Source organism: Halapricum sp. CBA1109 (genome assembly GCF_009741825.1).
Classification (GTDB): Archaea; Halobacteriota; Halobacteria; order Halobacteriales; family Haloarculaceae; genus Halapricum.
Map to the genome: position 1 here is coordinate 1 of NZ_WPCA01000073.1, position 13485 is coordinate 13485.

The following is a 13485-nucleotide window of genomic DNA, read 5'->3' on the forward strand; positions in this document are numbered from 1 at the left end:
AAAAACTTCCTGCTGGCTCACTTCGTTCGCCAGCAGTAGGAAGGCTGGGCGTGTTACCGCGACGAAACAGCAGCCCTGCCCTTCCCCGAGTCACGTGGGCGCGGCGGAACTCGCCGCGCCACTCGTTCCCGGCCCCAGCGGTGTTCCACAATCTAACGAATACTGAATGCGGAATGGCGGAAGCGGTCGCGGTGCTGGAACAAGCATACGGCGCGAACGGAGTGAGCGCCGTTTCACCGTCAGAGCGAAGCTCTAACGAGGTCGCCGTCGTGGCACCCCTCGACCACTGCGGCCGAGTGGAACGAGGCCGCAGGGAGTTTTTCCCCACGTTTTTCTGACTGAGCGGTGCCCACAGCGAGCGCCTGCGGCGCTCGCGAGGACACCCGAAGGAGGAAAAAGTGGTTGCGTGGGATTCTTATAGGCGACCAGCGTCAGATTCCAACACGATGTACGTTGCCCACCGCAGGGTGATCGAACGATGAGTGGTGAGGAGGTGCGCGCATACACGGTTCGGCTGGAACTGGTCGACGAACCCGGCGAACTGCTGCGTGCGCTGGGACCGATCGCCAACAACGGAGGGAATCTCCTCTCTATCTTCCACGAACGGGGCAACGTCACACCGCGGGGACACATCCCCGTCGAGGTCGACTTGGAGGCGACCCCCGACCGGTTCGAGGACATCGTCGACGCGCTCAGGGAGGCCGGGATCAATGTCATTCAGGCCGGCCAGGAGCGCTACAGCGAGGAGCTGTCGGTCGTACTGATCGGTCACCTCGTCGAGACCGACCTCTCGGACACCGTCTCGCGGCTTCGCGAGGAGACTCACGGGCGGGTGACCGACCTCTCGCTGTCGGCGCCGGAGGGGGCCGACGAGCGCTCCAGCGCCCGGATCAGGCTGGCGACCGAGCAGGGGTCGGTCGCGTCGACGCTGTCGGCGGTCCGGTCGGTGGCCGACGAGAAGGACCTAGATGTCGTCGAACCGCTGGCAGTCGGAGGTGAGGCGTGATGGACCTCGCAATCGTCGGGTCGGGCGTCGTCGGGCGCTCGGTCGCGGACCTCGCGGGCGAGTACGGCCACCGCGTCACGGCGATGGTCGACTCCTCGACGGCGGCCGTCGACCCCGAGGGACTGGATGTCGAGGCGGTCGTCGAGCGCAAGACCTCCGAGGGGACAGTCGGAGATAGCGACCCCGAGGCGGCGCTCTCCGGCCCCTACGACACGCTGATCGAGGCGACGCCGACGACGCTGGGCGACGCACAGCCCGGGTTCGGCCACGTCGAGGCGGCGCTGACCCGCGACCGGAACGTCGTCCTCGCCAACAAGGGGCCGGTCGCGAGCGCTACGGCGACGTGATGGAGTTGGCGGCCGACAGCGAGGGCTCGGTACGCTTCGAGGCGACCGTCGGCGGTGCCATCCCGGTCCTCTCGACCGTCGAAGACTACGGTCCGGAGAAGATAACGGCCGTCCGCGGGGTACTCAACGGAACCGCGAACTTCATCCTCTCGCGGATGGCCGCGGAGGGACTGGGGTACGAACACGTCCTCGCGGAGGCCCAGGACTTGGGCGTCGCCGAGACCGACCCCTCTTTCGACGTTGAGGGGACCGACGCGGCGCTGAAGTGTGTCATCGTCGCGAATGTCCTCGCGGGCGGCGACCGGACGTACACCTTAGAGGACGCGACCGTCGAGGGCATCAAAGACATCCCCGGCAGCGCTCTCGAACTCGCACAAGAGGACGGTCAGACGATCCGACTCATCGGCGAAGTCGCGGGCGGGGAGGTTCGGGTCGGGCCGCGACTGGTCCCCGAACACGGAACGCTCGCGCCGACCGGGACGCGCAACATCGTCCAGCTAGAGACGGCCAACGCCGGGAGGCTGAACGTCAGCGGACGCGGTGCGGGCGGCCCGGAGACGGCGACGGCAGTGCTCGCCGACGTCGGCCGCTTGGAGTGACGCTCTTCCGTTCTCGGTCTCTCGATCCGGTAGCGACGCGTCCGTTCCGTCTGAGTGGCCCGTGTCACCGCGTGGCAAAACGCGGGACAGCGACGGGGTCACGCTGGTGGTGTATCGAAACCGTTTTAGTAGCGTCTGCCAAAAGTTTCCGACACAGCGCCTCTGCGCGTGAGATACACAAATGAGCGACGACAAACCGCACCAGAACCTGGCCGTCATCGGCCACGTTGACCACGGCAAGAGTACAATGGTCGGACGACTCCTCTACGAGACGGGGAGCGTCCCGGAACACGTAATCGAGCAGTACAAAGAGGAAGCCGAAGAGAAGGGCAAGGGCGGATTCGAGTTCGCCTACGTTATGGACAACCTCGCCGAGGAGCGAGAGCGTGGTGTCACCATCGACATCGCCCACCAAGAGTTCGACACCGACGAGTACTACTTCACCATCGTCGACTGTCCGGGCCACCGCGACTTCGTGAAGAACATGATCACGGGCGCGTCCCAGGCGGACAACGCCGTGCTCGTGGTCGCCGCGGACGACGGCGTCCAGCCCCAGACCCAGGAGCACGTCTTCCTATCGAAGACGCTGGGCATCGACGAGCTCATCGTCGCCGTCAACAAGATGGACCTTGTCGACTACAGCGAGTCCGACTACGACCAGGTCGTCGAAGAGGTCAAGCAGCTCCTCAAGCAGGTCGCCTTCGACGGCGACAAGGCGAAGTTCATCCCGACCTCCGCGTTCGAGGGTGACAACGTCTCCGAGGAATCGGAGAACACCGACTGGTACGACGGCGAGACGCTGCTGGAAGCGCTCAACGCGCTGCCGGAGCCCAAGCCGCCGACGGACGCGCCGCTTCGACTGCCGATCCAGGACGTCTACACCATCTCCGGTATCGGGACCGTCCCGGTCGGACGGATCGAGACCGGGACGATGGAGCCCGGCAACGACGTTGTCTTCCAGCCCAGCGACGTGGGCGGCGAGGTCAAGACCGTCGAGATGCACCACGAAGAGGTGCCCCAGGCCGGCCCCGGTGACAACGTCGGGTTCACGTCCGCGGCATCGGTAAGGACGACATCCGCCGCGGCGACGTCTGTGGCCCGGTCGACCAGCCGCCGTCGGTCGCCGAGACCTTCCAGGCCCAGATCGTCGTGATGCAGCACCCGAGCGTCATCACGGCCGGTTACACGCCGGTCTTCCACGCCCACACGGCACAGGTCGCCTGTACCATCGAGTCCATCGACAAGAAGATCGACCCGTCCTCCGGTGAGGTCGACGAGGAGAACCCCGACTTCATCCAGTCGGGTGACGCGGCGGTCGTCACCGTCCGTCCGCAGAAACCCCTCAGCATCGAGCCGTCCAGCGAGATTCCGGAGCTCGGCTCCTTCGCCATCCGTGACATGGGTCAGACCATCGCGGCCGGCAAGGTCCTGAGCGTCGACGAGCGCGAATAATGCAGCAGGCACGCGTTCGGCTCGCGGGCACCAGCCCGGCCGACCTGGACGACATCTGCGACGACGTTCGCGAGATCGCGAACAAGACCGGCGTCAAGCTCAGCGGGCCCGTCCCGCTGCCGACCAAGACGCTGGAAGTGCCCGCCCGCAAGTCCCCCGACGGTGAGGGGACCGCGACGTGGGAGCACTGGGAGATGCGCGTCCACAAGCGGCTGATCGACATCGACGCCGACGAACGCGCGCTGCGACAGCTGATGCGCATCCAGGTCCCGAACGACGTCTCCATCGAGATCGTCCTCGAGGACTGAGCGTTCCACCCGGAGCGTGACCGTCGGACGACGGGACTAATCCGAGCCGGCGACCGTCGCCGTCTCGCGCGCAGGGATCGCATCATTCAAACCGTTGCGCCCCCTGCTTCCGAACGCGGGCTCGTAGATCAGCGGTAGATCGCTTCCTTCGCAAGGAAGAGGCCCGGGGTTCAAATCCCCGCGAGTCCACTTACTCCGTTCGTTCCCTCGTGAGTCAATCATACTCCCGCGTCCCTCCGATACGGCCGGCTACGTCCCTCTCGTGCAGTCCGTCACTCGCTCCCGTCCTCGCCGGTCCACTCGCGTCACTCGACGAACTCGACGGTCTTCGAACAGACGGGACAGTCGCCGTCGTCGGTGTCTGCCTTCGTACCGGTCCACCCACAGTCCGGGCACAACAGCGGTTCGGGCATCGGGTGGGTGTACCGGTCCGAACCCAATCAACGCTACTATCGGGTCACTCGCCCCAGTCCTCTTCGAGTTCCGGGGCGGTGTCGAGTTCGACGGGGTCGTCGTCGACGACCTCCAGTTCCGCGCCGCAAGTGCCACAGTCGATTATCTCTCCGATCTCGGCGTCTGCGTGGGGCGCGACGTCGGCCCCGCATTCGGGACAGTCTGCCATAGCGTCCTGACCGTCGGCCGCGCGCACTATCAAACGGTCGAAATCGGTCGAGCGGTCGCGCCCGTCATTCTTCGCCGCCGACCATCGGGACGAACCGGACGCCGCCGTTGGTTCGGCGGTCGAGGCTCCCGTCGTCACGCTTGGTCGCGACGACGAGTTCCTGCTGGCCGCGACCGACCGGGGCGACGATACGTCCGCCGGGCCGCAGTTGATCGAGGACCCGATCCGGGAGCGTCGCCGGCGCGCAGGTGAGATACGCCCGGTCGTAGGGGGCGTGTTCGGGCCAGCCGTCGTGGCCGTCGCCGACCCGAATCGAGATGCCGCCGTAGCCCAGTTCCCCGAGGCGCTCGCGGGCCTGTTCGGCCAGCGAGTCGTGGTACTCGACGCTGTAGACGCCGTCGGCCCCGACCAGTTCGGCGGTCACGGCCGCGTGGTAGCCACAGCCGGTCCCGACTTCGAGGACGCGCTGGCCGGGCGACAGCGACAGCAACTCGGCCATGATCCCGACCATATGCGGCGCGCTGATGGTCTGTCCCTCGCCGATGGAGAGCGTGCGGTCGGCGTACGAGCGGTCGCGGTGCTGTTCGGGGACGAACGCGTGGCGGGGGACGGTCGCCATCGCGGACTGCACCGCCTCGTCGGTGACGCGGCCGCGCTCACGCAGGTCCGCGACCATCGACTCCCGGCGGGCGCTCGGGTCGTCGCTCCCGTCGCCGCCGAACAGTCCCATCCTACCACGCCGACCAGGCGGTCGTCGCCTCGTCGCGGACGTACAGCCGATTGATGTCCTTGGCGAAGGCCATGTCGCCGTCGTGGTCGAGTTTCTCGTGGTTGTAGCCGTGGGCGTCCTCGCGGATGTGGATGCCCTCGACGGTGAACTCCAGGTCGCCGAGGTTGTCCGTCTCGCCGACGACGAACTCGTAGTCGCCGGGGACCTGCAGACGCTCGCTGCGGGTCCCCTCGCGGGTCCCCTCTTTCGGGTGGATGGTCGTGTTGACGGCGACGTTGCCGACCACCCGCGTCCAGATTGTCTCGACGTCCTCGGCCTCGGCCGAGTCGACGCGGCCGGAGTCGAGTTCGAGGCTGGTGATCCGGACGGTCAGAATCGCTTCCTCGGTCTCTAGGAGGAACTCCTCGCCGACCGACAGCGCCTCCTCAGCGGGCACGTCGACGGTGTCGCTGAAGGACTCGCCGTCCTGTGAGACGACGACGTCGCGCTGTATCTCGTCGTCCTCGGGCGGTGTGGTCTTGTGGACGTGGTCACACTCGGTACAGCGGACCGTCAACTGGCCCCCTTCTTTGAGGACCTCGTGGACGGTCTCTAGCTCCGGTGAGCAGGCGGGGCAGACGACCCCGATCCGCTCGGCGTTTGCAGTCATACCCGACAGTACTCCACCGGGACGTAAAAGCCGTGTGACCGGCCCGAGTGCAAAGCTACACCACCGTCCGGGCCGATAGCCAAGCCGTGATCGGCCGCTGGGTCGTCCTCGTCGGGTCGTTCGCCGCCGGGTTCGGGACGGTGTACCTGTTCGCCCGCCTGTGGCCCTACCGCGAGCGGCCGGGCGCGCGGTGGTTTCTCGCCTCGATGGTCGCCCAGACGACGTGGTGTCTGAGCTACGCCGTCGCGTTGCTGGTGTTCGACCCGACGCTGCGCCTCGCGCTCGAACTCCTGACGCTGGTGGCGATGCCGTGGACGGCCGTCTGCTATCTCGGGTTCGCGCTGGGGTACACCGGCCGGACTGCGGTGCTTTCGACGTGGCTCTACCGGGTCCCGCTCGCTCTCACGGTCGGCTCGAACCTCCTCGTCCTCTCGAACGGCGCCCACGGCCTCGTCTACCGGGGGTTCGACGTAGTCTCGGTGGCCGGACTGGCCGGTACCGAGTACACCCACGAGCCGGGGCTGTTCGTCGTCCTCGCGTTCGCCACGCTGTGGGTCGTCCTCGGCGTCTTCCTGCTGTTCGACACGGTGTTGAGCTACGGCCCCCTCTTCCGTCGGGAGGCGCTTGCCGTCGGGACCAGCGCGACCATCCCCGGGATAACGCTGCTGTTGTGGCTGTTCGGGTTCGGCCCGGCGATGCCGGCGTTGAACCTCACGCCGCTGTTTTTCCTCCCGCACGTCGCCCTCGACGTCTACGCGTTCGTCGGCAACGACATGTTCGAGTTCCTGCCGGGGACCCGGCGGGCCGGCGAGCAGGCGGCGATACGGGATTTGGGGACGCCCGTGGTCATCGTGGACACCGAGGGGCGGGTCGTGACGCTGAACGCCGCCGCGGAGTCGCTGGTCGACGCCGACGAACGGGCCGCGCTGACCCAGTCGCTGTCGTCGCTGCTCGACACCGAAATCGACCCGGACGCCGACGAACAACGGCTCTCGATAGCGGCCGGCGGGGAGCGCCGCCAGTACGACGTGACGCCGGCACGGCTGACCGACCCCGGCGGCGACCACGTCGGCTACACGCTGGTGTTCCAGGACGTGACCGAGGCCGTCCGCCGCGAGCAGCGGTTGACAGTGATGAACCGCGTCCTGCGGCACAACCTCCGCAACGACCTCACCGTCGTCAAAGGGTACGTCGAGGCGGCGAGCGACCGGATCGACGACCCCGAAACCGAGTCGATGCTCTCGACGGCGGCGACGACGGCAGACGACCTCGTCGCGACGGGCGCGACGGTCCGGGACATCGAGACGGCCATCGGTACCGACGGCGAGCGCACGACGGTCGACCTCGACACGCTCGTTCGGTCGGCGGTCGACGACGCGAGCGCCGACGCCGACGCCGTCGCGGTGTCGGTCCCCGAGGGACTGACGGTCGCGGCCGAACCGGACGTGCTCGCGCTCATACTTGCCGAAATCGTCGAGAACGCGCTCGCCCACGGCGACGACCCGGTCTCGGTCGCCGTCGACCGAACCGCCGAGGGTGTCGAAGTCGTCGTCGCCGACGCCGGCCCGGGGATCCCCGACCACGAACTGTCGCCGCTGCGCTCGGGGACGGAGACGGATCTGGACCACGGGAGCGGCCTCGGTCTGTGGGTCGTCCAGTGGGGCGTCGACCGCCTCGGCGGGACCGTGGCGTTCGACACCGGCGACGACGGGACGACCGTGTCGCTGACGCTCCCGGCGACCTAGAAGAGGCTGTCCTGTCGCTCGCTGTCGAAGCCGGCTTCGAGGGCGCCGACGGCGCGGTCGACGGCGTCGGCCTCAGTCGTGCCGAAGCCGATGGCCGTCGTCCACGTGATCTGCTCGCGGTCGCCGACCGCGAGGGTGAACGCGAGGTCGACGTCGCCGCTGTTGCTCGTGTTGGTGTCGAGAGCGGCGTCGCCGTCGACGTAGGCGTTCTCCCACGCTGACTCGCTCGTGGCCTCGATGCCGACCTGCTGGTCGTCGAATGCCTTCCGCCAGGTCTCGCGCTGGGCGAAGGCGACGTAGTCGGTCCCGTCGGTCACGACGAGGACGTCGTAGTACCCCTCCGAGACGAGGTGGGCGTCGTTGTCCTCGTCGCCGAGTTCGGGGTTGGCCAGCGTCGCGACGGTGTAGTCCCCGCCCGCCGGCAGTTCGAGGTCGTTCTCGATCAGCAGCGACGGTGCGTTGTCCGTCTCGTTGACGAACGCCTGCTGGTAGAGGTCGGCCTCGCCGTTCGCGACCGGAATCTGCGTCGAGAGGTACGCCTCGTCTAGCCCGCCGACGGTCACGCCGACGTCGCTGTCGGCGGCGTCGTCGCGCACGTCGTAGGTGTCGTCCCCGTCGTCTACGATGTAGTGGACGTCCCCGATCAGGCAGGACGCCGTGTCGTACTTGATGGCCTCAAGCAGCGCGCCCTTCCGGTCCGCGCCGTCGTATGACGCCGCCGTGAACTCGACCGCCGGATCGTAGTAGAGGTCGCTGCCGGCCTTGGTCGTCTCCTTGGCCGCCGCCGTCCCTGCGGCGCCGAGCGCCGCCGCGGACGCCAGTGCCCCACCGATACCCTTCAGCACCGTCCGCCGTGACTGGTTTCCTTCCATCGCATTCCGCTGTACAGAAGGAACGATGAAATATCTTTTCATAGATCCAAAATCAACGATCAGGAACGACTACACTGAGTGAAAGTTTACAACAGCCGGTGTACGGTTTCCCGGGCGCGGTTCCCAGCAGGTGGGAAACTGGGTGTCGTTTACTACCGGGAAGAACATCGGTTCGGATGGAGAGCGACGAAAACAACCCGCATTGACGGGGGCATACATTATGGACAACGGATGGAACATCGTCGTCTGCGTAAAGCAGGTCCCGGACGCCGACGACGTCTCTATCGACCCGGACACGGGACGACTGAACCGCTCGGACGCCGAGGCGGTCCTCAACTCGCCGGACTACAACGCCATCGAAGCGGCGTTGTCGCTCCGTGAGGCCGGCGGCGGCACCGTGACAGCCCTGACGATGGGGCCACCGACGGCCGGGGAGGTGCTGCAAGTCGCCGTCGGGATGGGCGCCGACGATGGCGTGCTCTTGACCGACCGGGCCTTCGGCGGCAGCGACACGTGGCCGACGAGTCTCGCGCTGGCCCGCGCGGCCGAGGAACTCGACGCCGACGTGGTCCTCGGCGGCGAGGAGACCACCGACTCCTCGACCGGGCAGGTCCCGCCGGGCATCGCCGCCCACAACGGCTGGGCACAGCTAACCTACGTCGAGGAACTGGAGGCCCGGCCCGAGGAGGACCGCCTCGTCGCCCGCCGGGACGTCGAGGGCGGCTACGAACGGGTCGCCGCCGAACTGCCGGTGGTCGTCGCGATGGGCTTCGGGGAGAACACGCCGCGAACGGCCGACCTCCACCGGAAGATATACGCCGAGACGGAGTTCGAACCCACCGAGTGGGACGCCTCGGACCTCGGCGTCGAGGACGAGGTGGGGATGGCCGCTTCGCCGACCCAAGTCGGCGGGATGGCGACGGCCGACCCCGTCCCGCGCGAGCAGTCGATGGTCGACAGCGCCGACGAACTGGCCGAAAAGATAGGGGAGGTGCGATGATGGCCGCGACCGGAGACACCGACATCGACGTCGAGGCGTACGACGACGTCTGGGTGTTCGTCGAACAGCACGACGGCGAGGTCGCAAGCGTCGCTTGGGAACTGCTGACGAAGGGGCGGGATCTGGCGGACGAACGCGGCGAGGACCTCGTCGCGCTGGTGATGGGCGAGGACATCGATTCGATCCCCGAGGAGTGTATCGCCCGTGGGGCCGACCGCGTGCTGGTCGCCGACGACCCGGTGTTCGAGCCCTACCGTTCTGACCCCTACGGCGAGCAGTTCCGCTACCTCGTCGAGGAGCGCAAACCCGCTATCGCGCTCATCGGCGGGACCCATACCGGCCGTGACTTCGCCGGCCGCGTGGCCGTCCCGAACCACGCCGGCCTCACCGCCGACTGCACGGAACTGGAGATGGCAAACGACCGCTACGAGATGCGCCGCCCCGCTTTCGGCGGGGACGCGCTGGCGACGATCATCTGCCCGGACCACCGCCCGCAGATGTCGACCGTCCGGGCCGGCGTCTTCCCGGCCGCCGAACCCGACCCCGACCGCGAGGGCGAGGTAATCGACGTCGAGGTGGTCGTCGAGGAGGACGACACGATGACGGAGGTCCTCGAACGGGACGTCGGCGACGTGGCCGACATCACCGACGCCGACGTGGTCGTCGCCGGCGGGATGGGCACGGAAGGCGACTTCGACCCGCTGTGGGAGTTGGCCGACGCCCTGGACGGGACGGTCGCGGGCACCCGCGATGCCGTCGACGAGGCTGGATCGAACCGGCCCGACAGGTCGGCCAAACTGGCAAGACCGTCCGGCCGGAGCTGTACATCGCGGCCGGTATCTCCGGCGCCATCCAGCACGTCGAGGGGATGGACGACAGCGAGACGGTGATCGCTATCAACACCGACCCCAACGCGCCGATATTCGACAACGCCGACTACGGAATCGTGGGTGACCTCCACGAGGTCGTCCCGGAACTGATCGATCGGCTCCAGCGCGAGGAGGTGCCAGCATGACGGCGACGCCGAACTACGACGACGAGTTCGACGCCATCGTCGTCGGCGCGGGCCTGTCTGGGACCGCCGCCGCGCTGACGATGGCCAAGGACGGACTGGACGTGGTGATGCTCGAACGCGGCCCGTCGCCGGGATCGAAAAACGTCTTCGGCGGCGTGCTGTACACGCCGCGGATCCGCGAGTTGACCGACCTCTCGGACGCGCCCAAAGAGCGCTACGTCGCCAAGAAGACCTACAGTATGCTCAGCGACGCCGGCGACGAGACGTCGATGTCGATCGCGCCGGCGGCGTGGCGCGAGGAGCCACACAACGACTCGTGGATGGTCCTGCGCCGGGACTTCGACGAGTGGTTCGCCGACCAGGCCGTCGAGGCCGGCGCGACGCTGATCACCGAGACGACCGTCACGGACCTGATTCGGGAGGACGGGACCGTCGTCGGGGTCGAGACCGACCGGCCCAACGGGACCCTTCGCGCGCCCGTCGTCGTCCTCGGCGAGGGGGCGAACTCGCTGGTCAGCGAGGGCGCGGGGCTCAAACGACAGGACGACCGCGACAACGTCGCCGTCTCGGCCAAGGAGGTCCGCAAGTACGACCGCGAGAAACTCGAAGACCGGTTCCACCTCGACGGCGAGGCCGGACTGGCCGCCCACTACTTCGGCGACGGGGCGGTCGGCGACGCCGTCGGCGGCGCGTTCCTCTACACCAACAAACGAACCGTCTCCATCGGCGTCGTCTACTCCATCGAGGACGCCGCCCACGGCGAGCGGACGCCCGACGAGGTGCTCGACCAGTTCAAACAGCACCCGGCGGTCGCGCCGCTGGTCCGCGGCGGCCGGATGGTCGAGTACTCCGCCCACGCCATCCCGGAGGGCGGTCCCGACTCGATGCCGGACCTCGTCCACGACGGGGCGGTCATCGTCGGCGACGCGGCGGGACTGGTCCTCAACAGCGGCATCCATCTGGAGGGGACGAACATGGCCGTCGAGAGCGGCTTCCACGCCGGGCAGGCCATCGCCGACGCCCTAGACCGCGGCCGGTCCGACGCGGCCGCACTGGAGTCCTACGAACAGCGCCTCGAAGAGTCCTACGTCGTTCAGAACCTCGACCACTACGGCTGGTTTATGGACACCGCCGCCGAGGAGAAGGAGTTCCTCTTCGAGGAGTTGCCCCACGCGCTGGGCGACGCCACCGAGGAGTACTTCCGGATGGACGACCGGCCCAAGGACGAACACGTCTCGGATGCAAAGTCACACATCCTGAACGCCAGCGGCGGCTGGTTCGGGATGGCGAAGAAAGCCTGGAAGTTCCGTAAGATGCTATCATGAGCAAAGCAGCACCCAGCGTACCCGACACGCCACAACCCGAGGACGCATCGATCGAAGACCGCCTGTACACTGTCAAGTACAAGGACAGCGGGGAGTCCCACCTCGGCATCGAGGTGCCCGGCATCTGTGCCGAGACGTGTACGACCTACGAGTGTACGAACGTCTGTCCCGCCGACGTCTGGCGGGCCGAGGAGGGCGGCGTCCCGACCATCGCCTACGAGAACTGCCTCGAATGTGGCAGCTGTCGGTTCGCCTGCCCCCACGGCAACGTCGAGTGGGAGTACCCCACGACGGGCAACGGCGTCAGCTACAAACACGGCTGAGACACGGGCGCTCCCGACCCCTCCGTTGTCCTGTTTCTATCCCCCTGCCAGTGCGATATCCAGATACAGCATCACGACGACGCCGACCATCAGGCCAAGCGTCGCGATGCGCTCGTAGCCACGAGTGTGGGTCTCGGGGACGATTTCGTCGCTGATGACGAAGATCATCGCGCCGGCGGCAAAGCCCATCGCGTAGGGGAGCAGCGGCGAGAACACCGCGACGGCGACCGCGCCGGCGACGGCGACCGGCACCTCGACGACGCCGGCGCGGATCCCGGCGAAGACGGCGTAGGCCCGCCGGTCGAGGCCGGCGTTGATCGCTGCGACGGAGACAGCCAGCCTTCCGGGACGTTCTGGATGCCGATGGCGACCATCAGCGCCAGCGCCTGCTCGACGTTCTCGGAGCCGAAGGCGACCCCGACGGCCAGCCCCTCGGGCATGTTGTGCAGCGTGATGGCGAGGATGAAGAGGACGACAGAGGCGACCCGCGGATCGTCGACCGAGGGGACCGAACTGCCCGGATCGGCCGCGTCAGATCGCGTGCCGCCGGTCAGGAGGTAGTGGGCGTGGGGGACGATGGCGTCGCCGCGGTCGAGGACGACCGCCCCGAGCAACACGCCGAACAGCACGGGTAGCGGCTTGATCAGCCTTCGGCGGGGACGCCGGGGACGACGACTTCGGTCAACTCGATCCCGGGGAGGATGAGGCTGGTGAACGCCGCGGCCATCATCACGCCCGCGGCGAACCCCAGCGCTCCGTCGAGCCACCGCTCGCTCGGGTTCCGCCAGACCAGTATCAGCGACGCGCCGATGAGGTTCAGCGTGGCGATGAACAGCCCACCCACGAGTCCGTGGACGAGCGGGTCACTCCCGAACACCCCGATGAACTGGTCGGCAACAGTCACGACTGCTCTCGCCCGGTCGTCGGTGTGTGCATCTCCTCCAGTGTAGACGGCCCCGTGATATCAAACCCACCGCTCTCAGTTCTGAGAACGCGCCCCAACCGTTGATACGGCTCCGGTGTAAACGAATATCACTAGACTCCAGACGTCTCTCAGCCACCTATGCCACCAACAACACAGTCCGCCGGTCCGCTCGAACGGCTTCTGGTCGCCGTCGGCGCCGTCCCGATGGCCATCGAACCGTACCTCCCGACCGCCGTCCGGCGGAACTTCGGCGTCCGCCTGTTCGTCATCGCGTTCATCTCCGTCGTCGGCGCCCCGGCGCTGTCGGTCGTCCTGTTTGCCGACGTGCTCTCAGCGGCGGCGTTCATCAGCCTCGTGGTCGCGGTGACAGGGTTTCTGGGGTACTGTGAGATGTACCGCGCGCTCCGGGAGATAAACGGGAGCGTCCGGAAGATAGACGCCGGGGAGTTCGACCTCGACCTCGCCGACGACCGTATCGACGAGATCGGCGAGACCTACGGCGGTCTGCTCTCGGCGGCGGCGTCGCTGGACGAGACACTTCGGGAGGCCGAGGCCGCCCGCGAGGAG

10 protein-coding genes, 1 tRNA gene and 5 pseudogenes are annotated in these 13485 nt (G+C 67.5%); 11 read left to right on the top strand and 5 right to left on the bottom strand.

Annotated features, from left to right (window positions below):
• Nucleotides 1-478 precede the first annotated feature (478 nt).
• The 5 genes and pseudogenes from GJ629_RS09345 (at nt 479) to GJ629_RS09365 (ending at nt 3901) form a co-directional block, all read left to right on the top strand.
• Nucleotides 479-1006 carry an amino acid-binding protein gene (locus GJ629_RS09345; protein WP_157512730.1) on the top strand — a complete coding sequence of 176 codons (528 nt, stop codon included), beginning with the start codon at nt 479-481 and terminating at the stop codon, nt 1004-1006.
• A pseudogene (locus GJ629_RS09350) lies at nt 1006-1952 on the top strand (homoserine dehydrogenase). The gene GJ629_RS09345 and the pseudogene GJ629_RS09350 overlap by 1 nt, the downstream one beginning before the upstream one ends.
• Nucleotides 1953-2133: 181 nt before the next feature.
• Nucleotides 2134-3404 (top strand): annotated as a pseudogene (tuf, locus tag GJ629_RS09355) (translation elongation factor EF-1 subunit alpha).
• Nucleotides 3401-3712, top strand: coding sequence for a 30S ribosomal protein S10 (gene rpsJ / locus GJ629_RS09360; RefSeq protein ID WP_370515852.1), 312 nt, complete (start codon nt 3401-3403; stop codon nt 3710-3712). Before tuf ends, rpsJ begins: the two are co-directional and overlap by 4 nt.
• A 117-nt stretch (nt 3713-3829) precedes the next feature.
• Nucleotides 3830-3901: transfer RNA gene (locus GJ629_RS09365), tRNA-Ala, on the top strand.
• Between the two features lie 268 nt (nt 3902-4169).
• On the opposite strand, the gene lysW is transcribed toward GJ629_RS09365, so the two are convergent.
• The 3 genes from lysW to GJ629_RS09380 form a co-directional block, all read right to left on the bottom strand.
• On the bottom strand, nt 4170-4334 hold the full coding sequence (gene lysW, locus GJ629_RS09370; protein WP_157512732.1) for a lysine biosynthesis protein LysW: 165 nt from the start codon (nt 4332-4334) through the stop codon (nt 4170-4172).
• A 64-nt stretch (nt 4335-4398) separates the two neighbouring features.
• Nucleotides 4399-5064, bottom strand: coding sequence for a protein-L-isoaspartate(D-aspartate) O-methyltransferase (locus tag GJ629_RS09375; protein ID WP_157512733.1), 666 nt, complete (start codon nt 5062-5064; stop codon nt 4399-4401).
• Nucleotide 5065: 1 nt separating this feature from the next.
• Nucleotides 5066-5713, bottom strand: coding sequence for an HVO_0476 family zinc finger protein (locus GJ629_RS09380; RefSeq protein WP_157512734.1), 648 nt, complete (start codon nt 5711-5713; stop codon nt 5066-5068).
• 47 nt (nt 5714-5760) lie between these two features.
• Between GJ629_RS09380 and GJ629_RS17980 the strand changes: the two genes are divergently transcribed.
• Nucleotides 5761-7458, top strand: a complete 1698-nt coding sequence (locus GJ629_RS17980; RefSeq protein WP_370515851.1) for a histidine kinase N-terminal 7TM domain-containing protein — start codon at nt 5761-5763, stop codon at nt 7456-7458.
• On the opposite strand, the gene GJ629_RS09390 is transcribed toward GJ629_RS17980, so the two are convergent.
• Entirely contained in the window at nt 7455-8330 is an 876-nt protein-coding gene (locus GJ629_RS09390; protein ID WP_197428528.1) for a hypothetical protein, read from the bottom strand. The genes GJ629_RS17980 and GJ629_RS09390 overlap by 4 nt on opposite strands.
• A gap of 220 nt (nt 8331-8550) precedes the next feature.
• On the opposite strand from GJ629_RS09390, the gene GJ629_RS09395 reads away from it, so the two are divergent.
• The 4 genes and pseudogenes from GJ629_RS09395 to GJ629_RS09410 all read left to right on the top strand — a co-directional run bounded on the left by GJ629_RS09395 (nt 8551) and on the right by GJ629_RS09410 (nt 11993).
• Entirely contained in the window at nt 8551-9330 is a 780-nt protein-coding gene (locus GJ629_RS09395) for an electron transfer flavoprotein subunit beta/FixA family protein (protein ID WP_157512736.1), read from the top strand.
• Nucleotides 9330-10345 (top strand): annotated as a pseudogene (locus GJ629_RS09400) (electron transfer flavoprotein subunit alpha/FixB family protein). Before GJ629_RS09395 ends, GJ629_RS09400 begins: the two are co-directional and overlap by 1 nt.
• On the top strand, nt 10342-11670 hold the full coding sequence (locus GJ629_RS09405; RefSeq protein WP_157512737.1) for an FAD-dependent oxidoreductase: 1329 nt from the start codon (nt 10342-10344) through the stop codon (nt 11668-11670). The pseudogene GJ629_RS09400 and the gene GJ629_RS09405 overlap by 4 nt, the downstream one beginning before the upstream one ends.
• Nucleotides 11667-11993 (top strand): ferredoxin family protein, encoded by a 327-nt coding sequence (locus GJ629_RS09410; protein ID WP_157512738.1) that lies wholly within the window; start codon nt 11667-11669, stop codon nt 11991-11993. Before GJ629_RS09405 ends, GJ629_RS09410 begins: the two co-directional genes overlap by 4 nt.
• Before the next feature lie 36 nt (nt 11994-12029).
• Here the strand turns inward: GJ629_RS09410 and GJ629_RS09415 are convergent.
• Nucleotides 12030-12897 (bottom strand): annotated as a pseudogene (locus tag GJ629_RS09415) (ZIP family metal transporter).
• A gap of 159 nt (nt 12898-13056) precedes the next feature.
• On the opposite strand from GJ629_RS09415, the pseudogene GJ629_RS09420 reads away from it, so the two are divergent.
• A pseudogene (locus GJ629_RS09420) lies at nt 13057-13485 on the top strand (methyl-accepting chemotaxis protein); the annotation flags it as partial.